We start from the raw sequence: 26640 nt of genomic DNA on the forward strand, positions 1-26640 counted from the left end.
ATTCTTCTAGGGGCTGGCGGTGAGCCTCCTCGTCGCAAGCTCCTGCGGGGTCTCACCTGTCCAGCTGAGCCCGCAGGAGTCTGCGCGCCTTCCACTACAATCAACAGAGCTTAAAAATCAACAATGGTCGTTAACACAGCATATATTAAAAAGGACATGCCTCCATCTGGCATGCCCGTAATCTTTCAATATTCTTTCATTGCCTAGGAAATATCGCTGATTGCCCCGGCAACATCATATAGTTCAAGATCTATATCCAACATCTCTCCAGCCGCTAGCTTTGCAAGCTGAGCACCTAAGTATGGTCCGACTGTCAATCCTGATGAACCAAGACCATTTGCCAAAAACAAATGATCATCATACCCTGGTATTGAGCCTATAATCGGCAGGAAATTAGGCGCTACAGGACGGAAGCCAACACGTGCTCCCATGAACGTTCCATCTTCCAGCCCAGGCGCGACTGCCAACGCTTTAGCAATAATTTCATTAAGCCCTCCTGCCGTTACCCGGCGGTCAAATCCCATATCATCTTCATGTGTAGCCCCGATTACTACCCTGCCTCCCTCAAACCCTAAGATGTACTGATTAATAGGAGGCATTACAACTGGCCACATACTTGTTTCTGTGTTTTCAAGCTGAAGATGGACAATTTGGGCCTTCTGAGGGGCAATCCGAAGAGTGACTCCGAGCGTTTTTAGAAGCTCAGGAGCCCATGCACCCGCCGTGATAATGACGCGGTCAGCCTCGTAGCGTTTATCACCCGCCAGCACTGCCTTTACTTGATTTTGATCATGTTCTAGCTTGGCATCCCCAATGAAAAAGCATGCGCCATGTTTTGTTGCTGCGTTGATTAGTGCCTGACGCAGTGCACGCCCATTAACGCGTGCCGCACCGCTGATATGGACAGACTTGTAATCACTAGATAACTTCGGAAACATTTCCATTGTTTCAAGCTGGGAGAGTTGACGAATCTCGCCAATTTCGGGGGCATCTTCTCTCCTTACTCTTGCTCTTTCTTCCATTTTATTAAGCTTTTCTGTATCTGTATGGAGACTGATTGCCCCTACCTTCTCATAACCAGTTTCTGTTTCCCCATCCTCCTCTAGCTGCTTTATGAGGGAGGCATAGTACTCTGCCCCGTTTTTAGCCAGTGAATACCAGGCTTTGTTCCTGCGCTGGCTAAGCCAGGGACATATAATTCCCGCCGCAGCATCTGTCGCCTGACCCGGCTCCTGGCGATCAATTACTGTTACACTGGCACCCGATTTCGCTAAATGGTATGCAGTGGATGCTCCTAAGATCCCAGCACCTATTATGACAAATCTCTTCATATAAACACCTTTTTCACTTATTTACTTGTGTCCATTCTACAGGAGTTATGGAGAAGACTTCAATGAAGGGTATTTGTTTCTCATCATTATTGTAATTTTTATCATAACCAGGTTTTAATCATTAAAAAAAATTCATACAATTAAACACTTGTCCAAAAGTAAAGGAAGCGATGAAATGCTTATGCAGAATAAAAAGCTCTATGATTTGGCCAATTTTCTATTTCTTTATTTAAATGTTTTTGTGGCATTTGGTGTAATCTATCTCTTTTTAGATATCTTTCAATTAGGTCCTTTACTCGACCCCTTCGCCTTGAAAGAACAGCCAAAACTTCTTGCAGAAAAATTAGGGAATGCCTTTCATTTAAGCGGAACAGCATTGTTTTTCGAAGACACAAGCAAGATCGTACCGCGCGGCTGGTCAAGGGCGGTCGCCAATATCGAACAGGCGGTTGGATTTTTACTGCCCGCCTTTATCATGATAAAGTTCAGTCCAGAAGAAAACGAATATCGTTCAAGGAATAAAACCTCACTGCGAAAGTTAATCTTCAAATCGTTTTTTGTTATTGTAGGAGCCCTTTTCGTATCGATAGCACTTGAATTTTTTCTTATTCCGAACCATATCATTGATGGCGGGATCGTTGGCGTATCCATCATTATGTCCTATTTGACAGGTTTGAAGCTGGAGTTCTATTTACTCCTCCTGAATCTTCCCTTTCTCTACCTGGGCTATAAAAAAATCGGGAAAAGATTCGTTGTGACCACCTTATTGGGAATTACTGTTTTATCACTTGGAACACTCGTCCTTTATAATGTTCCTGTTCCGACAGGAAATCCATATGTAGCTTCCTTATTTGGTGGAATCTGTTTAGGTATCGGTGTTGGAATCGTCATTCGATATGGAGGATCGCTCGACGGAACAGAAATTTTAGGCATATTGCTGAACCGCAGAACTTCTTTTTCTGTCGGCAAGGTCATTATGTTCATCAATATTTTCGTATTTTCGAGTGCCGGGTTTATATTCGGATGGGATAAAGCTTTGCTGTCATTAGCGGCTTATTACATCGCTTCTAATATGATTGATGTTACTTTAGAGGGATTTGGCTGAAGTTATAAACTTTCAGAAAAATTATGGTTAATTCATGATGAATAAGTTCTTGCTCTCCTCGAAAAAATATATAATGAACCCTTGTTTTTACACACCAAGTCAATCAGACATCAGGAAAGAGGAAAAATTTTTTTGAAATTCATCTTATTTTTAGCCGCCCTTGCCATTATTTTTTTGATGGCCTATTTAGCAAGCAATAATAAAAAAGATATCAAAATAAAACCAGTTATCATCATGCTTATTTTGCAGCTTGCCCTTGCCTTCCTGCTGCTTAACACAGAAGCAGGGCTTGTCGTCATCAGAGGAATCTCCAGTTTGTTCGACCGGCTTCTAGCGTATGCTGCGGATGGGATAAACTTCGTCTTTGGCGGGATTGCCAATGAAGGAGCCATGTCCTTTTTCTTAAACGTATTAATGCCAATCGTTTTTATTTCTGTATTAATTGGGATTGCCCAATACATCAAGGTCCTTCCAATCATTATCCGCTATCTTGGCCTCATCTTAAGCAAAGTAAATGGCCTTGGAAAATTAGAGTCTTATAACGCTGTGGCATCAGCAGTTTTCGGGCAGTCCGAGGTATTTATCTCGGTAAAGAAACAGCTTGAACATATACCTGAGCACCGCTTGTACACCTTGTGCACCTCTGCTATGTCGACAGTTTCGGCCTCGATTCTCGGAGCATACATGACAATGATTGACCCCAAATATGTAATCACTGCGCTTGTTTTGAATTTATTTGGGGGATTCATGATTGCGAATATCATCAATCCGTATGAAGTCTCGCCAGAAGAAGATATCATTGAAATTCAAGAAGAGAAACAAACCTTCTTTGAAATGATTGGAGAATATATTTTAGATGGTTTCAAAGTCGCCATTATCGTCGGCGCAATGTTAATCGGTTTTGTCGCTTTAATAAGCATGATTAACCATATCTTCGCTGCCATTTTCGGGATCAGCTTCCAGCTGGCTCTAGGATACGTATTTGCACCACTTGCTTTTATCGTTGGGGTGCCATCAGCAGAAATTGTCGATGCAGGAACCATCATGGCCACAAAATTATTATCAAATGAATTTGTCGCGATGATGGATTTAGCAAAAATCTCTGATTCATTAACAAGCAAAACCGTTGGGATCATTTCCGTCTTCCTCGTCTCCTTTGCAAACTTTTCTTCCATCGGTATCATTACTGGGGCAGTGAAAGGTCTGAACGAAAAGAAAGGCAATCAAGTCGCCAAGTTTGGTCTCAAATTGCTATATGGAGCCACCCTCGTAAGTTTACTGGCAGCAGCTGTAACGGGGGTAATGCTTTAATATAGACTCTTTTCGCCGGCATTGGACACAATTACTGCGAGAACAGCCATCCAATAAGTCCGATACCTCCATTACCGGGGGTATCTTTTTTGTATAAGAAGGAGCCGTATAGATAAAAATACATAAAAATACGCAGAACACTGAGGAGCTTATGATAACTGTTTCTCTATTTATATCGATGGCTTTGATTTTGATTATTTTTTTTGTACTAATAAGCAAAAAGAACAATCCATTAGTATTCATCTTTGTTTTAATGTGTATCGAATACCTCTTTACTAGTTTTATTTCAGTGATCGTAGATAATGAAAACCTTTGGAAAGTATCAAAGGAACCATGGCATTTCCTGATGTTTCGAATTTCCGAGGTAATAATAATCCCCATAATGCTTCTTTTATATCTAGAAATCGATAGAAGACTGTCAACTGCACCAAAAAGACTTTTATTAATATTTGCTGCTACCTTTATTATGGTTGGACTCGAGCACACTCTTCCTATCCTTGATATTATGAAATACGTGAATTGGAAGCTATGGGCTTCATTTTTAACCTGGTTTTTATTTTTAGCAATCACGAGCATGTTGGGAAGAATATTTAGCCGCATCTTACATAAAGAAGGGATTACACAATGAATTTTTTGCCATTACCCAGGGAATTCGACCAGAATGAATGGTATATTATCATTTCCGCTATTCTTTTAGTGCTCCTGCTGTACAAACTGCCTAAACGTTTTCCAGGTTCAGTCACTGTACTGCTTCTTTTATTCACTGTTTCAACAGCAAGAGTAACAGATCACCTGCTGGCAGGCCCTCATAAAGATTTCTACGACATAATGGATACGGGTAAATATGAGCTTTTTGATTTATTCTCTTATATCCCTTATGCACCTTTTGGCTATTTGTTTATCTATTTATATGACAAGTTTCAGCTAAAAGGGCTGCTTCTTGTTCTATATATCATTTTTTGTTCTATCGGAGGTGTCCTTTTTGAAAGGATGGTCTCTACCTCCTATATTGAATTTTTACAGTATAAGAATTGGAGCCCATACTATTCGCTTCCTGTGTATTTAATAGTCCAGCCTTTGACAATCTTGTTTTTCAAGCTGGTGAAATCAATTCATAGAAGATCGCTGCTCGCCTCGAGTTCGTCCCAGTAAAAAAGATGCCAAATGGCATCCATAAATTTTCATTTGATTTTAAGCTTTTTATGATAGGCGATTTCCTGCCCATCCACCGTAAAAATCCCATGGTTATTTGCATTAAGCGTTACTTTTATATGATATGTCCCCGGTTCAAGTTCACCTAAGTTATAGTAGTTTCCGTACAGCCTGTTTAATTTTTCCCCATTCACATACAAGTGTGCGTGCCCCTCGCTATAGTTGACTTCATTAAGACCAGCTTTTTCTGGAGTAAACGTAAAATTATCTGTCATGATATGAAGCAGCCAAGACCCTGAAGGATCTTTTTTTACAGATCCTTCAATTGAAGGAATTTCCTCGCCTGAAGGAATGGACACTTCTTTATGCCTGTGTGCCTCACCATGGTTCGAAGCCTGATAGTGCCCATTTTGATTATGGAAATATATCATGACTGACACAAATGAAAATATGACAATAAAACTAACCAATTTGTACATTGAATCCGTCTCCACCTTGCCTATTATTGGTCTATCGTGTGGCCAGATTGTTGTCCCTTTTTCCTGACTAGCTCCCCGATGATTACCAGCAATAAGCCAAGTGTAAGGAATGCAAGGTCATACATTAATGCATTAGGGTCCCCTGGCTTTACACGGTGGATTTTCAAAAGATGATGGTTCACTACACCTTCTACCAAGTTAAAAATACCAGCCCCTGTTAAAAAGCTGCCTACAAGTAGCCTTACCCCTCTAGTAATATCTGACGGTCTCCCGGCCAACCATAATAGAATTCCACCGATTACTAATGCAATCGTTACGCCAAAGTGGAATATTCCATCACTTACAATCTGTCCTGGACGATCTGTCTGCATGATCACACTATGCCATTGCAATAACTGGTGAAAGATGATGCCATCCATCGCTCCCATAAAACCTAAACCCAGGACGAAACTGCCTATGTGCAGGAAGTTTCTTTTCGTTTTCTGACTCACAGTAAATACCCCCCTGTATATTCAAAACTTTTGAATATTATTTCCAAATTTATCGAAAACTAAACTTTTAGGTACTGGAGGATTTGTTGTTCATTTCCCTTCTGAGGAAACATTTCCATGCGTTTTTAGATTCTCTTTTAGGTACCCTTACATGCTTTCTGCTATAATTTACATTATTGTTGTTTTTAGCTTTTCCATTTAAATAATCAAGGCTTTTGTCATCTGAGGAGGAGCCCGTTGCATTACAATGAATACCGTATAGGGATTAACTTGTCCAGTTTATGAGTTAATCGACGAAGGTGCCTATTTAGAGATAACAATACACACTCATCAACTTGGGGTAGAAAAGTGTTCCACAAACGCCTTGAAGCCCTTTTTCCATAGTCTTTTATAAACCAACTATATAGCTGAAAAACTGGAGTGAATCTGTTAATGAATACAAAAAAGGCTCTGCCTATTTTATTTTTAGTCATGTTCCTTGTAATGGTCGGATTTGGGATCATTATTCCGGTCATGCCTTTTTATGCGGAGGAAATTGGAGCTAGCCCCACTCAGCTGGGATTGTTGATGGCTGTCTATTCCTTGATGCAGCTTCTGTTTGCGCCAATGTGGGGACGCGTTTCTGACCGGATTGGCAGGAAGCCTGTCATCATGATTGGCATTATTGGACTGTCAATCTCCTTTTTCCTGATGGCCATTTCTTCAGAGCTATGGATGCTTTTTGCAGCGCGGATCATTGGCGGGCTATTGTCTTCTGCAAATATGCCGACTGTCATGGCCTATGTGGCTGACATCACCTCAGAGGAAGATCGCGGTAAAGGAATGGGAATCATTGGAGCTTCTGTAGGGCTTGGCTTTATATTCGGGCCTGCGATTGGCGGCATTTTCTCGCAATCCAGCCTGAACATGCCCTTCTATCTTGCAGGGGCTACCTCCCTGATCACATTCCTGCTCGTCACCTTCGTCCTGAAAGAATCACTTTCCGTTGAGGAGCGCAACAGCCAGTCAAAGGAAAGGACATCTTTATTGAAGGCCTTCAACGGCCCTGTTTCTGTTTTGTTCGTGCTGCAATTATTCGTATCGCTGAGCTTATCAGGACTTGAAGCAACATTCGCTTATTTCGCTGCTGAAAAAGCTGGGCTTGGCTCAGTGCAGCTAGGCTATATTTTCATGATCATGGGACTTGCAGGAGCCATTGTCCAAGGTGGTTTAGTAGGAAGGATGACAAAAAAGCTGGGAGAAGGTACGGTTATCCAGCTGGGAATCCTCATCTCAGCGGTAGGCTTTGCCTTAATCCTGCTGATTGAAGGGTTTGGAACTGCTGCTCTCTTCTTAACGATATTTGGCGTTGGCAACGGACTAATTCGCCCAAGCGTATCTTCTTTGCTGACAAAGAAATCTACCGCTGGGCACGGGAGCACAACTGGCCTTTTATCGTCCTTCGATTCACTTGGCAGGATCATTGGTCCGCCATTAGGCGGATGGCTGTTCTCGATCGCCATCGGCATGCCTTATATTTCAGGGATTATATTATCAGGTATCGCCTTGGTGCTTTACCAAATCTATCATTCGCGCATGAAAAACTCCCATTCATTGAACGTGTAAAATCAGAAAGGAGGGTGGCATCGATTGCCACCCTCCTTCTCTATAGCTCGACCTTTTTATTACCTCAATCAATGATTTTGCTCGCTAAAGGCAAGTGAATCTCAATCAAGGTGCCCTCATTTAGCGTGCTTTGATAAGAAATGCTCCCCTGGTGCTGTTTTATAATTTTGTGGCAAATCATCAGTCCCAGCCCGGTTCCCTTTTCCTTCAATGTGTAAAAAGGCTCACCTAAACGCGGCAGCAATTCTTCTGGGATTCCGCATCCTTGGTCTTTTACGGAAATAACACAGTTCTCATCCTTGCTTTTCTTCAGGCTTATTTCGATGTCTCCACCCTTTGGCATTGCCTCCATCGCATTTTTGAAAATGTTCAGGAACACCTGCTTGATTTGATTCTTCTCACAAATAATGACAAAGTCTGTGTCTTCGTACTTCTGGATGAATTGGATATCTTTCATATGTGCCTGTGGAGATAACAATTCAACCGTGTTTTCAATCACATCCCGCAAATTTGCCCTATTAAGCTGAATGGCCTGGGGTTTACCAAGTGTCAGCATTTCACTTGTAATCGTTTCGATCCGTTCCAGCTCGCTGAGAAGCAAGTCATTAAATTCAATTGAACTATTTTCTTTTTTATAAAGCTGGACAAACCCTTTAATCGTTGTAAGCGGATTGCGGATTTCATGGGCAACACCTGCTGCCAGCTCCCCGACAATCGACAGCTTCTCCGATTGCAAAAGAATCTCTTCCGCTTTTTTCCGTTCTGAAATATCCCTGCTGATCATGACAATGTGCTCGATCGCCCCTTCTTCTCCAATCACAGGCATACAGCGGGATTCAAAATCAATCCAATGGCCTTCATGGTGCAGAAATCGAAATTCGACAGATAGAGATTCATTATTTTCAAATATAGTTTCGATTGTTTTATCAAAAGGATGAACATCATCAGGATGAATCAACTTACAAAGCTCCCCGCTTTGAAGTTCAGAAACCTTGTACCCTAAAACGATTTCATGGGAGGGAGAAAAATAGCTTATTCCGTTTTCTTTATCCATCACCATGATAAGATCCGATGTATTTTCAGCGATAAGGCGGTATTTAGCCTCGCTTTCTTCAAGTGTTTTCTCCATATTCTTCTTTTCTGTAATGATTCTATATAAGTTTTCATATGACTCTATTAGCAAACCGCCAATCATCACTCCTAGCATAATAAACAGCAAGTACTGAAAGTGAAAGACGAGATTATCTCTAAATACGTTAAATAGCAATGGCACCGTCAAAACATAAATAACAATATAGGAGCCAGCCAGGATTCCAGTTCTTTTAGCTGGTTTAAGATGATAATATCGCTTATTTATGAGAGTGAAAAAAAACATGATGATCAGCCAGCCAACAATGGCAGGAAGCCAATTGTCGCTTGCCATTAATCTGCTGATTATCGTAAAACTACCCGTTATAAGTCCTGCTGAAGGTCCCAAATAAGCAAATACTAAAATAAGAATTGCATAGCGGATATCATACGAATAACCTTGTTCCTCGAAGGAAAGCCCAACGAGGATTGAGGAAACTATTCCCGCATATAACGCGGCCCAAAGACGAAGCTGCTTAAGCGGTTTATGGTTGATGAAAGAACGAATGATTAAGGGTGTGCTGACCATAAGCGAAAAAATGGAGAGATTTATAATATAGTCTAGTAAAATCAATTTACTCCCACCTGTATATATTCATTTTCGTAATATTCAAACCAATAATAAACCAGTCTTTCCATCTTTTCTATACATTTCTTTAAGAATTAAATTATAAAGTTTATAATATTTTAATTATTCAATATAATCATCTAACATTATTTCGAATTCCGTAGTATTATTAGGTTACAAAAGGAGGAGATTATATTGAATAAAACAGTTGAAAAACGTCTTGTCCGTTCAGAGGTACCCGTTGAGTCGATATGGAATCTTGATGATTTATTCGTCTCTGACAAGGCTTGGGAAGCCGCACTGGATGATATTCAAGCAGATATAACTAAATTTGCAGGATTTAAGGGCACTTTACATACAGGATCAAAGGCATTATTAGAATGCCTCATCGCCCAGGAAGAGCTTTCTATGAAGCTCACTAAAGCCCGTACATATGCCAGCTTGAAACAATCAGCAGACGGAACGGATCCTGTTAATCAGTCCAATTCAGCGAAGATTGCTGCTATTAGCACGAACGCAATGGCTTCCTTGTCATTTATTTCTTCTGAAATTCTTGCGTTTGAGGATGGCTCCATAGAAAAGTTCCTGCAAGAGGAGCCTGAACTTGAGCCATTCCGGAAAAATCTCTTAGAGCTTCTTGAAACAAAAAAACATAAGCTATCACCGGAAACCGAAGAGGTGCTCGCCGCACTAGGCGAAGTTCATGCTTCTCCATATAAAATCTATGAAATGGCTAAGCTGGCCGACATGGAGTTTGCCTCAATCGAGGATGAGGCAGGGAATGAATTGCCTAATTCGTTTGCGCTGTTCGAAAGCCGATATGAATTTTCCCCGGATACAGATGTCAGAAGAAAAGCATACGATTCCTTTGTTTCAACTCTCAAACAGTATAAAAATACGATTGCTGCAGCGTATTCTACTGAAGTAAAAAAGCAGGTTACTCTTGCCCGTCTTCGGAACTATGAATCCGTCACGCATATGCTGCTTGAGCCTCAGCAGGTAACTTTAGAAATGTACAATAACCAAATCGACATCATTTATAAAGAGCTGGCACCGCACATGCGCCGCTTTGCCCAGTTGAAGAAGAAGGTCTTGGGGCTGGACAAGATGATGTTCTGTGACTTAAAAGCTCCTTTTGATCCAGACTTTGACCCTGAAATCACCTTTGAAGAGGCTAGCAAGGTCATTACTGAATCTTTAAAGGTAATGGGAACAGACTATACGGATATGATTGAAAAAGGCTTTAAGGAAAGATGGGTCGATCTTGCTGATAACGTAGGGAAATCAACAGGTGCCTTCTGCTCAAGCCCATATGGTTCGCATCCATATATCCTGATTACCTGGGCGGACAATATGCGCGGCTGCTTTACATTGGCACATGAATTCGGCCATGCAGGACATTTTTATTTAGCAAACAAAAATCAGCGGATCATGAATGTTCGTCCATCCATGTACTTCATTGAGGCACCTTCCACAATGAACGAAATGCTGTTAGCACAGCACCTGCTTAAGGAAAATAAAGACGATCAGCAGATGCGCCGCTGGGTTGTCCTGCAGCTGCTCGGCACGTATTACCATAACTTTGTCACGCATTTACTTGAAGCTGAGTATCAGCGCAGGGTTTATGCTCATGCTGAAGCAGGCAAAGCTCTTACCGCAAAGACTTTGACTGAAATTAAAGCGGATGTCCTTACAGGCTTCTGGGGTGACACTGTTGAAATCGATGAAGGCGCGAGCCTGACCTGGATGCGCCAGCCTCACTACTATATGGGCTTGTATCCGTATACTTACTCTGCTGGTCTGACTGCATCTACTGCCGTCGCCCAATTGATTCAGGAAGAAGGCCAGCCTGCCGTTGACCGCTGGCTCGAGGTGCTCCGCGCAGGCGGCACCATGAAGCCTCTTGAGTTATTGAAGCACGCTGGTCTTGATATGTCGACGCCAGAACCAGTCCGCAAAGCGGTCGCTTATGTCGGTTCCCTGATTGACGAATTAGAACGCTCGTATGAGTAATAACGATAAGACCCCTGGGAATATTGATCCCAGGGGTCTTCTTTTGTCATTTTTACTTATTCATTTTAGCCAGAAAATCTCCAAGAAGATCATCTAATTCGTCTTCCTGTTCTTCCGGTTCTTCTTCCGAAACTTGGTCATCATTTTGTTTCATAGATTCCCAGTCAAAAGAATCTAAGTCATCATCAAATGAATCTGCTTCAGCAGCTGATGCCGCCTCTTCTGTTGCCAGTATACCGCTGTTGTCCTGTTCCGCCTCTGCACCCGCGTAAACAATCTCTTCCTGCAAATACAGCGCCTCGTCTATTTCAGTCGACTTGCTATTCAATGAAGCAAGCAGCGAGGTAGCGCGAACCGGATCGCTTAACAGGTGATAAACGATGTTACCAAGCAAGGCTTCAGAATGCTCATGCTTTACCCAATCCCGTTGTGATTTACTTAAATTACGAGGAAGAGGAATTGTTAGGGTTTCCCGTTCCTTGGAATGAGAGCTGCCAACCCCCTGCATCACAAATTCAGCAATTTTACTGGAGAAATTTCTTCTCTCTGTTTCTTTCAATTTTTGCATATGCCTTAAAATGTGGTCGGGAGTGTCAGAAGGAACACGAAATGATATTGCTTGTCCTCTCTTAATCTCGTTTGGGTTGGTTTTTTTCATAGGATCACCTTATTTTAGCTTTTTACAGGCTCAGTAGCAGGTTTACTCTTTTCTGTCTTTTTCACATAATCCATGATCAGCTTGTAATAGGCATTCGCCATCATCCAGATGCTTTCTTTTTCATCTTCAAAAAACTCAATGTTATAGCCATCAAGGTTATTGTTTAATGTTTTGATATATTCCTTCAAGACAGTTGCCCCGCCGCCAACGAAATAGCAAATTTCTGTTTGTGAGTTCTTTGCCCATACGTTGCGAAGCAGGCGATATTGCTTTTTCGCTAATTCAAGAAGGATGCGGTCAGTAATGTCATGTACACTTGTACGGCTTCCTTTGACCATGATATGGTTACGATCGTTTTTGCGAGTGATAATTTCAACAACATCTCTGCGGCTGTCTAATTCCACGCCATGTTTGCTGCGGATTTCCTCTCTGATTTGTTCTAACGCCTCAGATACACCCAAGTTGAAGCCCTGTGCTTTATCATCATCAACATTACGGTTTTTGATGACAGCGATATCTGTTGATAAGCCGCCAATATCCTGGATTAAAATTCTTCTATCAATTAAATCTTTGTTAATGATTTTGAGGCTATTATCCATTACTAGATTAATGTAAGCCGCAAAGCCTTCAGGATAAACCTTCACTTCATCAAATTTAATATTCACTTTAATGCCCTGGTACTTTGGAGTTACAAGGAATTCTACCTGATGGACAGACCCAACTAATTTAGAGCGGTATCCAGCATCTTTTCCTTCTTTTACTTCACGAAGCGGAAGACCAGTTCCAAGTGTATAGTTTGCATCGATCACATTCTTGGACCTTGGAAAAAGCTTTCCATTTTCTTCTTGAACGGCATCTAATGCCAGGGTAGCGAACAGCATCACCAATGTCTGATCTTCTTCTGACTTGCTGCTTCCTGGATCTAATTCAGTAGCGTTGTCGCTTTTTGTCGCTAAGCTGCCCACACGATAAATCGCATTATTTTCTTTCAGGGCAGGGGAGTGGACTCTAATATGAATTCCATCAATAGGATCTTTTGTATCTAACTCTTCAATACCGATGACAGGACGGTCCTCTGTATCCCTTGCTACAATATTAGGGATATTTAATTCATTATCAAATTCTCCGAAAATAGCTTTAATAGAATCATTACCTACATCAACAGCTGCAATTCTGGATTTTGTCATTCATATCATTCCTTTTCTGTTTTCTAAGTACTTATGTATATACTCTTACTATTTTAAAGGTAAAGCCAAATAATAGATACTGCAATAAAAACGGGCGAAAAGAAATATATTTGTAAACATGTAAACAAGTTGTAAACCTTTAAAGAGTTTTGTATACATAATTGTACACAATGATGACATTCACGTATACACGTTGATATACCCGAATGTACACGCATTTGTAAACATGTAAACCTTTTTGTATACACGATGTTTACAAAATGTATACAGGTAAACGAATTTGTAAACAAAACTTTTAAAGTGATTATTTTCCTCTATTTTCCATCTATTCGCCTCCCCTCCCCTGTCCGGAAGATGTGTTTATTTTTGAATTACCTATGGTTCTGTTTTTACATTTCGAAAAATAAAATAATCATAGTGGATAAGACATTGGGTTTAGGGGGGAAAAAACATGAAAATAATGCGATTGGGTCATGCGATGTACATATTAAAAAGCAAGGATGAGAAAAATTATTTAATTGATCCGTTCTTTGATATGAATCCAGGTTTTCCAAAACACTTAAATTCAGCTGATTTTTATAAGTCGATTGATTGTGTATTACTGACACACGGTCATTTTGACCATACGAGCGGACTGTCAAAATTAGTGGAACATAAACCAGAAATTTTGATTATTGCTCAATATGAACTGGCGATGATCCTTCTCCAGCAAGGCATCAAAAATGTCCTGCCAATCAATATTGGTGGTTCAGCTGCATTTGAGGACGTAAGGATTACAATGGTTCAGGCAAATCACACATCCTCCTATGGTGAGACGGAAGGAACCCCTGTCTATGCTGGGGAGGCGGCTGGTTATATATTTGAATTTAAAGATGATTACACGTTATACCATTCCGGAGATACCGGTTTAATGATGGATATGAAGTTGATCCAAGAGGTGTATGAACCTGAAATCGCGATACTTTCTTCTTCTGGACATTTTACAATGGGACCGAAGGAAGCTGCCTACGCTGTAAAAAAATTATTAAACGTTAAATATGTTATTCCTAGCCACTCCTTCCCTACTAAAGAAACTGCTGCCTCCCCAGAAACCTTAAATCAATTATTGCATGCCTTCCCGGTCGTAGAATTTATGATTGATAAAGACAAAGATTTAGCGGAAATGTTAAAGGATGATAAAAAGACAGAAGTCATTACTTTAGCATACGGAGAAGAAAAAGAATTCAACAGAAACTAATATATCGAGGTCCCAACTTGTTGGGGTCCTCTTTTATTTGAAAGCAGGAAATCTCTATTATTAATTGAATTTATTTATGTAAATACAATTTTCAAGGAGTCTCGCTTAATGACAATAAAATTGGAAAATCTCCATCAAATTATTGATGCTTCAATGAAAAGAAATAATATCCCAGGTGCTGCAGTAGCCGTCATAATGGACCATGAAATTATTTTATCCAAAGGATACGGAAGGACGACGGCTGAGGACTGGGGAGTACCAATTCGTCCAGACACTTTGTTTCGAATTGCATCTGTAAGTAAGCTTTTCACTGGTACCGTTATCATGATGCTTGTTGAAAAAGGTTTGATAGATTTGGATGAAACGGTACAGTATTATGTACCCTGGTTTACTGCTGCAGATCCTGAATTATCTAAGCTAATAACGATTCGGATGCTATTGTCTCACTCATCTGGCCTTCCTACCGGTGACGATACACGCTCTCAATATGATGAAGCGGGCTTGTTGCTTTACATGAAGGAAGTCGTACCAACGCTTCCAATCCTCTTTCACCCAGGCACAGCCTATTCATATGGAAACCATGCCTTGAATATCGCCGGATTTATTGCAGAACAGGTAACAGGCAAGTCCTTTGCAGCAATTATGCAGAAAATGCTATTTGCACCACTGGAAATGACTCAAACAACCTATGATCCGTTGAAGGCAATGACCTATCCTTTAGCGCTTCCTCATGAGAAGAATACCAATGAAAACCTGGCAATTTCTCATCAGTTTTACGATGCCGTGGCCAGCTATCCATCTTACTATGCATTCTCCTCAATTAATGAGCTAAGTAAATTCGCCATGATGCATCTTGAAAACGGAGTTTATAACAATAAACAGCTGCTTACTGCCGCTTCGGTAAAAGAAATGAGAACCGAGCAAAGCAAATGGTATAACTTAACCGATGGCGGTTGCGGCATCACTTTTTTCAAGGAAACAAAGGATGGCGTTGACCGGTACTGGCATTATGGGCAGTATAGCTACCAATACTCCAGCCAATTCATCCTTGTTCCTGACAAGGGGCTAGCCGTGATTGCTCTGGCAAATGGAGAGAATATTTTCCAGGCTGGATATGAAATTGTGGACGAGCTGCTGAAAGGGGCAGACAATGAAACAGTCGATACAATTGAAGAATTTCAGGGTGAAGAGCCAGATTGGGCTTACTTTGAAGATACCTATTTACACAGCTATTATGGTTTAATCGAGATCGGTTCTGATTCAGCAAAAAAATTCCTGGTCCATAACGACCAGAAATTTGAGTTGAAACAAGTAAACACTGATACTTTTATAGCAATAGATGATAAGAGAAAAACAGTATTTACAATAGGCTTTCCTGCCCCCACATCAGGTCAGACGATCAAATGCATTGTTGTAGACAGCAAGGCATGCCCGGAGTTTACACGAGTTTATACTCCAGATCCAAATGACTGGAATAACTGGGAAGGAATATACAGCAATGGTCAAGAGAGCTACGAGGTATCCATTCAAGAAGATTTCCTGATCATAAAAGACCTTCAAACAAACATGGATTTAATCGGGAGGGCTATTGATAAAAATCAATTTTTAACTAAGGAGTACGGCTTGGTAAGCTTTATAGACATTGATGGCAACATCAATTTAGAATTCGACTTTGCCTGGCGCTACCCACAGCAAAGCTCCCATGCACTATCTTTATAACCTCGGAAAATCAAGTTTGTCTACAGCTTTTTTTTTAGTTGATTTAAAGAACTAGTCTGTTGATTCCCGTTCCAGGCCGCTTCGCTTTCCGCGAGGCGTCAGGAGCCCGCAGGACACTGAATAGCTTTCTTGAATCTGCCCACGCACGATGGAANNCTTCGCGCCTTCCACTCCATCAACAGGGTTTCAATAATTGATCGGTAACCTGTATCCTTGTCGACAAACTGGAATGAGCCAGGTTACAAGCCTGGCTCATTTTTATATCTTTTTAACAAACTCAGATTTCAGCTTCATTGCACCAAAACCGTCAATTTTGCAGTCAATATCGTGGTCACCATCAACCAATCGGATACCCTTTACTTTAGTACCGATCTTAATGACAGATGAAGTTCCCTTCACTTTAAGATCCTTGATAACGCTCACTGTATCTCCGTCATTCAGGACATTTCCGTTGGAATCTTTCACAATCTTTTCGTCTGTGTTATTCCCTGTTTCTACTTCTAAAGACCATTCATAGGCGCATTCTGGACAAACTAAAAGGCTGCCGTCCTCATATGTAAATTCTGAATTGCATTTTGGGCAATTTGGCAAGTTTGACAAGTAATTTTCCTCCCTCATTTTGTAATCCTAATTATAACTTAATACAAATGCTTGCTGGATAAATAAAACGGAAAATCTCATGACAAAATCAAAAAACCCCGCAGGATGACTAGTCATCCTGCAGGGCAAAGGAATTAGTTTTCTTCAATTTCTCTACGGTTCTTTTTAAATACCTTCGATAGTACTTCATATACGATTGGTACGACAATCAATGTTAGTAATGTCGAACTTATCAATCCGCCGATTACGGTCATGCCAAGACCTTTCGAAATCAGGCCACCACCGCCTGAGCCAAATGCCAATGGCATCAGTGCACCTACTGTAGCGATGGCTGTCATCAGGATTGGCCGTAGACGGGTTGCGCCAGCCTCGAGGACTGCTTCACGTATTGTCATACCTTCACGCTCCATATGGATGATGCGATCCACAAGTACAATGGCATTCGTCACTACGATACCAATGAGCATCAATAGACCCATCATAACCGAAACAGAAATGGTTTCATCTGCGATCAGTAATCCGACGAATGAACCTATGACTGCGAATGGCAGCGAGAATAGGATTGCAAATGGTGCAACCCCTTCACGGAAGGTTACCACTAAGATGAAGTACACGATGGCGATCGCAGCAAGCATAGCTGCACCAAGCTGAGTGAACGTTTCCGTCATATCTGCCTGTACACCAGCAACGCCGACTTCAACACCTTTAGGTAAATCCAGCTTATCAATCGCTTTATCTACTTCAGATGTTGTTTTTGAGATATCATCATCGATGGCTGTTCCTGAAACCGATGCATAGTATTCGCCTTTGCTTCGAGCAAGGGTGTTCATTGTCGTACCTTTTTCGACTGTTACAAGCTCGGAAAGAGGCATAGTTTTACCAAGAGTTGTAGGTACTGGTGTTGCAAGGATATCATCGATTGATTCAGGTGCCTTAGTTTGTTCCTGCTGGACGATGACATCTAGGGTTTCGCCATCTTTTTCGACTGTCGTTAACACATCTTTTGCTTTAGCCGGGTTAAGCATCATGACGATTTGGCCTGCAGTTAAACCATATTGCAGAAGTTCATCCTGTTCGACTTTAAAGGTGTACTCAACATAGGCATCCTCTGCACTAGAGGATACGTCCTTTAAGCCGTCATTTTCTTTCATTTCTTCTTCTACCATTTTCACAGCTTTATTAAGTTTTGTTAAATCTTCACTGTAGAATGTGTAGCTGATTTCATTTTCAGGCATCGACATTCCGCCGAAATTCTGGCTCTTCCATTCACCGCTTTGTCCAAGGTTGAACACGTATTCTTCAATTTCATCACGGACTTCAGGGAAGTTTTCTATTTCTGGGTCAAAGATCAGGTACATTAACGCACCGCCTGAGCCTAGGCCCATCATTGCTGACATCTGGTCTGCCTCTTCCGTAACAGAAATTTGAACGATGTCTATATCATCTCGTTTAAGCATTTTTTCTTCCACTTTTTCTACATTCGCTAAGGTTTCATCCTTAAGCTCACCTGCTCCAGGCGTATACGTTAAATACATAACCTTATCTTCTTCACTGCCCATGAAACTGAAGCCGATGATTGGTGTCAGTGCAAGGCTGCCAGCGAGTAAAACGACAGCAATGAGTGAAGTACTGATTTTATGATTAAGCGATTTATTCAGTACGCTTTTATACCAGTTAGCTAATTTGCCAATTTCCTTATGGCTGCTTTCCGTCTTTTCACCATATAGCTTCTTCTTGAATAAGAAATGGGACAAAGCCGGCACAATCGTGATTGCGACGATCAGAGATGCACCAAGTGCAAAGGTCATCGTCAATGCGAATGGAGCAAATAGCTCACCAACCATTCCTCCAACAAAAATAAGCGGTGCGAATACAGCCACTGTTACTAATGTAGAAGATAGAATCGGCTTGAACATTTCAATTGTCGCTTCACGTACAAGGGCACGGCCTGTTAACTTCTCTTCTCTTAAGTGCAGGCGGCGATAAATATTTTCGACTACGACAATGGAGTCGTCAATGACGCGGCCAATCGCGACCGTAATCGCACCAAGCGTCATGATATTAAGCGTTATCTCCATCCAGTTCAATAGCAGCAAGGCCATGAAAATTGAAACTGGGATAGAAACGATAGAGATAATCGTAGATTTGAAATCTCTTAGGAATAGAAGAATAATCAAAACAGCGATCAATCCACCAAATACCGCTTTTTCAATCATCGTTGAAACGGATTCTTCAATTGGTTTCCCCTGGTCAAGAGACACATCGATGACCAGACCGTCAATCTTTGCTTTTTCTTCTTTTATCAAATCTTTCACTTCATCCACAACATCAACGGTATTGGCCTGCTGCTCTTTAACGATTTGAATTGCAATGGCATCGTCGCCGTTCGTCCGGGATACAGACTGAACCTTACCAACCAATTCAATCTCAGCAATATCGCTCAGCTTCACGAATGGTGAAGGATTACTTGCCGAAGGTGTAACCGGGATCAGCATGTTCTTCAGCTCATTTTCTGTCATGAACTTGCCGTCCACAGCAACAGCCTGCTCCCCTTCCTTAAACTCATAGAGTCCGAGGGAAACTGCTAGGTTGCTTGCCTGAATCATCTCTTTTACTTTATCCTCGGTCAGGCCGAATTCAGCCATTTTCGCTTCATTATACGTAAGGTCGACTTCTTCGATATGTTGTCCTGTAATTGTTGCAGATGCAACACCATCAATTTTTTCAATCTTTGGGAGGATGATATCCTCAACTGTTGACGTTAACTCAACAATATCCTCCTTGGTACTGCTGACACTAAGCGCTGCAACAGGCATCATATTCATGCTGATTGCTGTAATGGTTGGCTCCTGTGCGCCCTCTGGCAGCTCTACAGCATCTAAAGCTGATTGCAGGGCACGCTTTGCCTCATCCATATCAATGCCATATTCATATTCCACTTGAATGCTAGACATATTGGAATATGAATTGGAAAAAACGTATTTTACATCCTCAAGTCCTTCCACCGCTTTCTCGATTGGAATGGACACATCCTCCATTACTTTTTCAGGAGTCGCACCTGGATAGACATCCATTACCATTAAGTAAGGAATCGATATATTCGGGATTGTCTCCATGTTCATTCTTGTCCCTGAATAAATTCCAGATACAGTAATGATAATTGTAAGCAGCCAGACTGCAAGCTTATTTCCTAGAACAAAATTAACTAAACCTTTCACTTGTACACCTACCCCTGAATGACTTATTTAGCACATAATAATCTTAATGACTGACCGGTCAGATGTCAATAATTTCACAAAAGATTTACACATTATTTTAGATGCATACAAGCAAAAAAAATAAGCCAACGGCGCATGTCCGTGGACTTATTTTGAAGATTGAAGTGTCAGAATTTAAAATTTTGTGAGCTTTATCGTAAAAAGAATTAAACAACGCTACTCATCATCTACTTCGCCGTCACCAATTTCATCCTCTTCCTCTACATCTTCCACATCTTCTCCAACTTCAGGTTTTTCATCATTCCCACAGCCAGTGATGGAGAACATGGAGAAGGCTAGCAAAAACATTAATAAGAACTTTTTCAATTTGAAAACCTCCTTTTAATAAGTTTTTCAATCCTTCTTTTTTCTATGTACCGACTGGCGATAGAGCCCCCACATACTAAATCTTCCTTGCAGTAATAATTTCTTAATTAAAAGTAACAATAATAGGAAAGGAGTGTATGGAATGTCTGAGACAACAAACAAAACCCAGGTGGAGTTGACAGCGACCGAAGTATCCAACTTATGGGCAGGTTATATGAAAATCACTATGGAACTGCGGTTTTATGAATATTTCATAGCAACATCAAAAGATCCTGAAGTTAAAAATATAGTGGAAAAGCTATTGAATTTTGCCCAAAAAAACGTTCAGGATCTCAAGGCGATTTTTACAAAAGAGAAGCTTACGATCCCTTTAGGCTTTACTGCCGAGGACGTAAGGGCTGATGCTGGCAAAGTATTTTCCGATACGTTTATTTTATATATTTGCCATGATATAACGATGCTCTCCATGATTACATACCCGAGCGCATTTTCTGATTCTACCAGAAAGGATATCAGGTCTCTTTTTCAAGAGGCTATTGAGTCCGTCCTGCAAATTCAAAATGAGATGACAGAACTGATGCTGTCTAAAGGCGTTTACTTGAAGCCGCCTCAGGTTGCAATGGATCATTCAATTGATATGGTTGGTCATATGAACTATCTGAATGGACTATTTGGGGGGTCAAGGCCTGTTAATGCCGCCGAAATCGCCAATCTTACACGCATTATCCATAGAGCGCAATTTTCGAAAATGATCCTCGTAACCTTTGGAAAACTAGCTAAAACGAAGGATCTTAAACAACATTTTAGCAAAGGGAACCAGGCACTTGAAAAAGTAACAAGTACCCTTCAAGAAGTTTTTGATAAGGAAAATATTCCGATTTCAGCATCTGGGGATTTTAACATATACGATGTAAAGGATTCTCCATTCTCAGACAAGCTGATGATGTTCTTTGTGAATACATGCCTGGGAATGTTCTGCTTCATCATGATCAATCAGGCTCTGACTTCAAGCTTACGATCTGATATCGTCACGAAATTCACCAATATCTCAGATGAAATGAAGAAGTTTTACGGCAAAGGATTGATTTTGACGATCACAGAAAAATGGCTGGAACAGCCACCGCAGACGATTGATCGCAAAATATAAACGGAAGGAAAAAAAGATATAAATAGTTAATATGCAGGTGCATTTACCTGCATATTTTCATTACTTGCTAAATGGCAAAAGGCGATCAGTGATGTTATAGTAAAACTTCCTTTAATAAGAAAAATGAAATAGAATAGAGGATTAATATGAAAGCACTCGTTTTTGAACAATTTGGCGGCCCGGAAGTATTACTTTATAAAGAAATCAATGATCCTACTATCGGACCCGATGAGGTAATTGTGAGGACAAAAGCAATTGGATTAAATTTCGCGGATATTTACCGGAGAAGAGGAAACTATCACCTTGCTGGTCAGCCACCTTACATTTTAGGGTATGAAGGAGCGGGAATTGTTGAAGAGATTGGGAGCAATGTAACTGAAATAAAACAAGGTGACCGGATTGCGTTTGCCGATGTCCCTTATGCAAATGCAGAATTTGTTGCTGTTCCTTTTGAAAAAGCAATCCCACTTCCGGATACGATTTCCTTCGAGACGGCTGCCTCCATCCTGCTTCAGGGACTGACGGCACATTATCTCGTTTATGATAGTTATCAAATTAAAGCTGGAGATACTGCACTCGTCCACGCAGCTGCAGGCGGGGTTGGACAATTATTGATTCAAATGGTCGGGCTGCTCGGAGGCAAGGCGATTGGACTAACATCTTCTTCTTCGAAAGCAGATATAGCCCAAAAAGTCGGTGCTAAAAAGGTTTTTTTATACACTGAGAATTGGGTTGATAAAATAATGCAAGAAACAAATGGGACTGGCGCAGATGTAGTGTTTGACTCTGTCGGTTCCACCTTATCAGAAAGTTTTGCTGCAACCAGAGTTGGTGGCACTGTCGTATTTTATGGAATGGCAGGAGGCGATCCAAAGCCTGTAGACCCTCGGATGCTGATGGATACATCGAAAACGATTACTGGCGGGGATCTATGGAATGTCTTAACCTCAAGAGCAGAAAGGATTAATCGGTCAAACCAGCTATTTAACTGGATCGCAAATGGCGATTTAGCTGTGTCGAATCCGATGACATTTGCTCTAAGGGATGGCAAAGAAGCGCATAAGTTGCTAGAGAGCCGAAAGAGCACAGGTAAAATATTATTAATTCCTTGATCGGAGCATTCTTAAGCCATCCGTCTTGAATAAGTTTACCATCTCCAAGTAAAAGAGAATCTTCACTTCAACGGCCAAATCCTGCAGATTTGGCCTTTTTTCTGTTTAATTGTACAGAAACATAAAACTTAAGAAGGCGATGATCCAAATCATCGGAATCAAATTCATCATAATGGCAAGCCCTTTCTTCTTCACCCTGAAAATCCACGCCGTTATCGAACCAGTAACCACAGCAACAGGATATAAAGTGATGACCAGAACAAAAGATACATTATAGAAGTTGACACCACTGTCGAAGCTCATAAACGACAATCCCCAGATGACAAACCAGGGAACGAATGAAAATATATATAATACTTGGCTAACGATTAGATACGATTTCATAAAATCCTCCCCCATATTAGAGCGGAATTTAATGCTTTTATATATATATGCTTTTGATTTTATTAATGCGGCTATTTCAATAATTTGCAGACTCTTTCCCCAAAGGGTTCCCCCAATCAAAAATTCCGCGATTTTATTGATATTTATTTCCTTTTTGTCCAAGTTCTTTTATTCCCCTTTCATAAGCTATATACGGATAGCTGCTTTAATATGAAAGGAGAGGTTTTATTTGCAATCTGTTATTCATTTAAACTTAAGAGTCGATCCCACTCAATATATTCCCCAGATACGCGAAGTCCCTGGTTACGATTATATTCATTTGGTACGTCAGCCAAAGTACATGACTGACCTATCCCTGCTGAATGCAAAAGTTCATTATCTTAATGAAATATATTCCCCAAAGGACTTCGTTAAGAAAAATAAGGTATCTCTATTACATGCCCACCACGGCCAATTAGGCATACTGCTGCTCCCTTTTAAGGAAAAGACAAATCTTCCATTAGTAACAAGCATAAGAGGCAGAGATGCAACCTTAGCTGATCAGCCGGTAGGTTATTTAGAACATATGAAAATGCTATTTGAACAAGGAGATCAATTTTATCCTGTTTGTCATTATTTAGCTGAAAGACTTAAGGATTGGGGGTGCCCTGCCAAAAAAATCAAAGTGCTTTACGGAGGTGTTGATTTAAACAAATACCAGTACAGAGCTCCTGACTTACAAGGCACCGGGCAAAACATTCTATCCGTAGGCAGATTAGTAGAAAAAAAGGGACACCATGTTTTGATGCAAGCCTATAAAAAAATAAAAGATAAATTTCCCGATTCGTCTTTGACCATTATTGGAAAAGGAGAACTCCAAGAGGAACTTATATCTTTGGCCAATCAACTAAATTTAGGGGACTCTTTTCGGTTATTAAATCATCTTCCAAAAGAAATAGTCCAAGAACATATGAGAAATGCAGATCTATTCTGTGCTGCTAGTTTGGCAGCATCCAATGGAGACCTGGAAGGCATTCCAAATACACTAAAAGAAGCAATGGCGATAGGTGTACCGGTCGTCTCGACCTATCATGCAGGGATTCCCGAATTGATTACTCATGATCACGAAGGCATCTTGGTACAGGAAAACAATGTTGATGAACTAGCAGAGGCTCTTGAATTTATGCTAAACCACAGGAGTATTTGGGAATCCTATACAAAAGCCGCCCGCCGAAAAATTGAACGATGCTTTGATGCCGAGAAACAACTTCAATTACAGGCTAAATATTACAATGAATTGTTAGGAGGGAAAAGATAATGAAGGATTTTAAATCAATCAAAATAACTAAAGGCCTAAAAACTTTATTAATTGATAACCCTACTAACTATTCACTAATTGGTATGGGCTCTCAAAGTGCAGTATTTAAACTTTCTGAAAATAAATGTGTAAAAATCTATACAGACTTACTCCAAGCAAAGATGGAGGCAGAAGCCCTTAAAGCAGGACGACATTTAACCTTTTTTCCCAAACTATATGAAACAGGCTCAAACTTTGTTGTAATGGAGTACTTTAATGCACCAACATTGAAAGAATATCTTAGAAATTGCACATATATCCCTGAATCCATTACAAAAAAACTTCTTTCTATTTTCAAGGCAATGAAAGAAGCAGATTTCCCGATGATTGATGCATCACTTCGGCACATTTTTGTCCTAGAAAATGAAGAACTGAAAGTAGTTGATCACGTATACGCGTTTAAAGGGCAACATCCAGTCCCCATTAAATTATTAAGAGATTTAAACATTATTTTATTAAAAGACTCATTTTTGTCACGAGTAAAAAAAATGGAGCCCGATACCTATAGAATATGGGAAACGTATTTCAACGATAATAGTTTTAACTACAAGAATATTCCTGTCACCTCTGGCGGTTCTGGAAATGCTGTAAAAGTAGAAAGCTCTATAACTCAACCTCTCATTGGGAAAGGCCATCAAGGTGCTGTCTATCGAATAAGTGAAGACAAGTGTGTAAAAATTTATGGAAAACCGGAACATTGCAATAAGGAAAAAGAGGTTTTATTATCTACCCAACATTTATCCTTCATCCCAAAGGTATATGAAACAGGTTCAAATTATATTGTAATGGAGTATTTAATGGGACCTAACTTAAACCAGTATCTAAAAAAACAATCTAATCTCTCCGAGGATATAACCAGGCGCCTGTTAGACATTTTAACTACAATGAAAAAATCAGGATTTAAACAGATAGATGCCCCTTTAAGACATATTTTTGTAACCAATCAAGGTTTCAAATTAGTAGATCATGTCTACTCATATTCCCGTGCACAAGATAGGCCCCTAGAGTTATTCCAAAACCTTCACGAAAGAGGGTTCTTAGCCCCTTTCCTTGAACAGTTAATGGTAATAGATCCTAAAACTTATGTTAATTGGACAAGTAAACCCATTCCGCTTACAAAGGAAGATCCTGAAGAAATAACAGAAATTGCAGGAAATATAGAAAGAACAAAGAAAAAAGTAAAACCTATTAAACAAAAGAGCAAAGATGAATGGTTAAGAGAAAGAGTTGTTCAAAAGAAGAGCAAAAATGAATGGCTTAGAGAAAGAGATATTGAAAAGAGGAGCATAAATGAAGGGCTTAGAGAAAAAGATGTTCAAAAGAGGAGCAAAGATGGCTGGTCTAGAGAAAAGGATGTTGAGAAGCAGAGCAGAAGTGGATGGTTTAGAGATAATTATAGAAATAAGCCAAGGGATAGAAGAAAATGAGTATTGTCATAACAGGTGCCGCGGGATTTATTGGGTTTCATCTGTCTAAACGATTGCTATCTCAAAATTATGATGTTATAGGCATAGATAACCTTAATGAATATTATGATGTGCAGTTAAAGAAAGAAAGGTTACGGCTATTAGAAGAAAACGCCAATTTTAAATTTCTAAAAATAGATTTAGTTAACCAAGAAGAATTACATTCCGTTTTTAGAGACCACTCAATTGATATCGTAATCAACTTAGCTGCTCAAGCTGGAGTTCGTTTTAGCCTTAACAATCCACAATCATATGTTTATTCAAACCTGTTAGGATTTTTAAATATTTTAGAGGCGTGCAGACACTACCCAGTAGACCACCTAATTTATGCCTCATCAAGCTCCGTTTATGGTGCAAACTCAAAAATCCCCTTCTCAACCAAAGACTCTGCTGATCATCCTGTAAGTATTTATGCCTCTTCAAAAAAAGCTAACGAATTAATGGCGCATACCTATAGTCATTTATTTGGTATTCCAACAACAGGACTTCGTTTCTTTACCGTGTATGGACCTTTGGGAAGGCCAGATATGGCCTATTATTCATTCACTAAGGATATCTTTGAAGGCAACCCAATCAAAGTTTTTAATAACGGAGACATGAGCAGAGACTTTACTTATATTGATGATATTGTTGAAGGAATCGACAGGCTGCTCCATCGTCCGCCAAAACCTAAGAATGAATGGAATCGTGAAGATCCAGATCCTGGTTCTAGTTACGCTCCCTTTAAAATCTATAATATCGGCAACAATAACCCAGTGAAGCTGCTGGATTTTATTCGCATCCTGGAAGAAAAAATCGGTAAAAAGGCAAATATGGTGTATTTACCGATGCAGCCAGGCGACGTGAAGAAGACCTATGCAGATATTACAGATTTGCAGAAGGATGCAGGCTTCTCTCCTTCCACACCATTGGAAACTGGTTTAGAGTTTTTTGTAGAGTGGTACAAAAAATATCATTTAAACCAATAGATTGCATGTAAAAAAAGAGGCTGTCTCAATAGGTCGTTTATACGATCTTCTTTGAGAAG

At 40.3% G+C, this 26640-nt stretch carries 22 protein-coding genes; 12 read left to right on the top strand and 10 right to left on the bottom strand.

The window, feature by feature from the left end:
• Positions 1–203 precede the first annotated feature (203 nt).
• Entirely contained in the window at positions 204–1331 is a 1128-nt protein-coding gene (locus V7654_RS03460; RefSeq protein ID WP_335428481.1) for an NAD(P)/FAD-dependent oxidoreductase, read from the bottom strand.
• Positions 1332–1506: 175 nt separating this feature from the next.
• Here V7654_RS03460 and V7654_RS03465 point away from each other — a divergent pair, with 175 nt between their 5' ends.
• The 3 genes from V7654_RS03465 to V7654_RS03475 all read left to right on the top strand — a co-directional run bounded on the left by V7654_RS03465 (position 1507) and on the right by V7654_RS03475 (position 4899).
• Positions 1507–2436, top strand: a complete 930-nt coding sequence (locus V7654_RS03465) for a YitT family protein (protein WP_335428483.1) — start codon at positions 1507–1509, stop codon at positions 2434–2436.
• 132 nt (positions 2437–2568) lie between these two features.
• Positions 2569–3747, top strand: a complete 1179-nt coding sequence (locus V7654_RS03470) for a NupC/NupG family nucleoside CNT transporter (protein ID WP_335428485.1) — start codon at positions 2569–2571, stop codon at positions 3745–3747.
• A 624-nt stretch (positions 3748–4371) separates the two neighbouring features.
• Positions 4372–4899 carry a hypothetical protein gene (locus V7654_RS03475; protein WP_335428487.1) on the top strand — a complete coding sequence of 176 codons (528 nt, stop codon included), beginning with the start codon at positions 4372–4374 and terminating at the stop codon, positions 4897–4899.
• A gap of 29 nt (positions 4900–4928) precedes the next feature.
• Here the strand turns inward: V7654_RS03475 and V7654_RS03480 are convergent, their stop codons facing one another.
• Complete coding sequence (locus V7654_RS03480) at positions 4929–5378, bottom strand: hypothetical protein (protein ID WP_335428489.1); 450 nt, start codon at positions 5376–5378, stop codon at positions 4929–4931.
• A 23-nt stretch (positions 5379–5401) separates the two neighbouring features.
• Positions 5402–5869 (bottom strand): DUF2243 domain-containing protein, encoded by a 468-nt coding sequence (locus tag V7654_RS03485; protein WP_335428491.1) that lies wholly within the window; start codon positions 5867–5869, stop codon positions 5402–5404.
• Positions 5870–6301: 432 nt separating this feature from the next.
• Between V7654_RS03485 and V7654_RS03490 the strand changes: the two genes are divergently transcribed.
• On the top strand, positions 6302–7474 hold the full coding sequence (locus V7654_RS03490) for an MFS transporter (protein ID WP_335428492.1): 1173 nt from the start codon (positions 6302–6304) through the stop codon (positions 7472–7474).
• Between the two features lie 64 nt (positions 7475–7538).
• On the opposite strand, the gene V7654_RS03495 is transcribed toward V7654_RS03490, so the two are convergent.
• The gene (locus V7654_RS03495) at positions 7539–9176 is read right to left on the bottom strand and encodes an ATP-binding protein (RefSeq protein WP_335428493.1); all 1638 of its coding nucleotides are present in this window, start codon (positions 9174–9176) and stop codon (positions 7539–7541) included.
• Positions 9177–9365: 189 nt separating this feature from the next.
• Between V7654_RS03495 and pepF the strand changes: the two genes are divergently transcribed.
• Positions 9366–11183: an oligoendopeptidase F gene (gene pepF, locus V7654_RS03500; protein WP_335428494.1), complete on the top strand. Its 1818-nt coding sequence runs from the start codon at positions 9366–9368 to the stop codon at positions 11181–11183.
• A 52-nt stretch (positions 11184–11235) separates the two neighbouring features.
• Here pepF and V7654_RS03505 read toward each other — a convergent pair whose 3' ends face one another.
• The gene (locus V7654_RS03505; protein WP_335428495.1) at positions 11236–11841 is read right to left on the bottom strand and encodes a hypothetical protein; all 606 of its coding nucleotides are present in this window, start codon (positions 11839–11841) and stop codon (positions 11236–11238) included.
• Between the two features lie 14 nt (positions 11842–11855).
• Complete coding sequence (locus tag V7654_RS03510) at positions 11856–13028, bottom strand: ParM/StbA family protein (protein ID WP_335428496.1); 1173 nt, start codon at positions 13026–13028, stop codon at positions 11856–11858.
• A 451-nt stretch (positions 13029–13479) separates the two neighbouring features.
• On the opposite strand from V7654_RS03510, the gene V7654_RS03515 reads away from it, so the two are divergent.
• Complete coding sequence (locus V7654_RS03515) at positions 13480–14265, top strand: metal-dependent hydrolase (protein ID WP_335428498.1); 786 nt, start codon at positions 13480–13482, stop codon at positions 14263–14265.
• 108 nt (positions 14266–14373) lie between these two features.
• A complete protein-coding gene (locus V7654_RS03520) occupies positions 14374–15984 on the top strand; it encodes a serine hydrolase domain-containing protein (RefSeq protein WP_335428499.1) in 1611 nt (536 codons plus the stop codon).
• 258 nt (positions 15985–16242) lie between these two features.
• Here the strand turns inward: V7654_RS03520 and V7654_RS03525 are convergent, their stop codons facing one another.
• The 3 genes from V7654_RS03525 to V7654_RS03535 form a co-directional block, all read right to left on the bottom strand.
• Positions 16243–16584, bottom strand: coding sequence for a zinc ribbon domain-containing protein YjdM (locus V7654_RS03525; protein WP_335428500.1), 342 nt, complete (start codon positions 16582–16584; stop codon positions 16243–16245).
• A 134-nt stretch (positions 16585–16718) separates the two neighbouring features.
• Positions 16719–19802 (bottom strand): efflux RND transporter permease subunit, encoded by a 3084-nt coding sequence (locus V7654_RS03530; RefSeq protein ID WP_335428502.1) that lies wholly within the window; start codon positions 19800–19802, stop codon positions 16719–16721.
• Between the two features lie 216 nt (positions 19803–20018).
• Positions 20019–20168: a hypothetical protein gene (locus V7654_RS03535; protein ID WP_335428503.1), complete on the bottom strand. Its 150-nt coding sequence runs from the start codon at positions 20166–20168 to the stop codon at positions 20019–20021.
• Between the two features lie 142 nt (positions 20169–20310).
• Between V7654_RS03535 and V7654_RS03540 the strand changes: the two genes are divergently transcribed.
• Both V7654_RS03540 and V7654_RS03545 read left to right on the top strand, forming a co-directional pair.
• A complete protein-coding gene (locus tag V7654_RS03540) occupies positions 20311–21315 on the top strand; it encodes a DUF3231 family protein (RefSeq protein WP_335428506.1) in 1005 nt (334 codons plus the stop codon).
• A 146-nt stretch (positions 21316–21461) separates the two neighbouring features.
• The gene (locus V7654_RS03545; protein WP_335428508.1) at positions 21462–22427 is read left to right on the top strand and encodes a quinone oxidoreductase family protein; all 966 of its coding nucleotides are present in this window, start codon (positions 21462–21464) and stop codon (positions 22425–22427) included.
• A gap of 105 nt (positions 22428–22532) precedes the next feature.
• On the opposite strand, the gene V7654_RS03550 is transcribed toward V7654_RS03545, so the two are convergent.
• Positions 22533–22811 (bottom strand): hypothetical protein, encoded by a 279-nt coding sequence (locus V7654_RS03550; RefSeq protein WP_335428510.1) that lies wholly within the window; start codon positions 22809–22811, stop codon positions 22533–22535.
• A 229-nt stretch (positions 22812–23040) separates the two neighbouring features.
• Between V7654_RS03550 and V7654_RS03555 the strand changes: the two genes are divergently transcribed.
• From V7654_RS03555 to V7654_RS03565, 3 genes are read left to right on the top strand one after another with little or no spacing between them, the layout of a single operon-like run.
• A complete protein-coding gene (locus V7654_RS03555) occupies positions 23041–24108 on the top strand; it encodes a glycosyltransferase (protein ID WP_335428511.1) in 1068 nt (355 codons plus the stop codon).
• The gene (locus V7654_RS03560; protein WP_335428513.1) at positions 24108–25574 is read left to right on the top strand and encodes a hypothetical protein; all 1467 of its coding nucleotides are present in this window, start codon (positions 24108–24110) and stop codon (positions 25572–25574) included. The genes V7654_RS03555 and V7654_RS03560 overlap by 1 nt, the downstream gene beginning before the upstream one ends.
• Entirely contained in the window at positions 25571–26581 is a 1011-nt protein-coding gene (locus V7654_RS03565) for an NAD-dependent epimerase (protein WP_335428515.1), read from the top strand. Before V7654_RS03560 ends, V7654_RS03565 begins: the two co-directional genes overlap by 4 nt.
• Positions 26582–26640: the final 59 nt, after the last annotated feature.

This window comes from Bacillus sp. JJ1609 (assembly GCF_036967045.1).
Lineage (GTDB): Bacteria > Bacillota > Bacilli > Bacillales > Cytobacillaceae > Mesobacillus.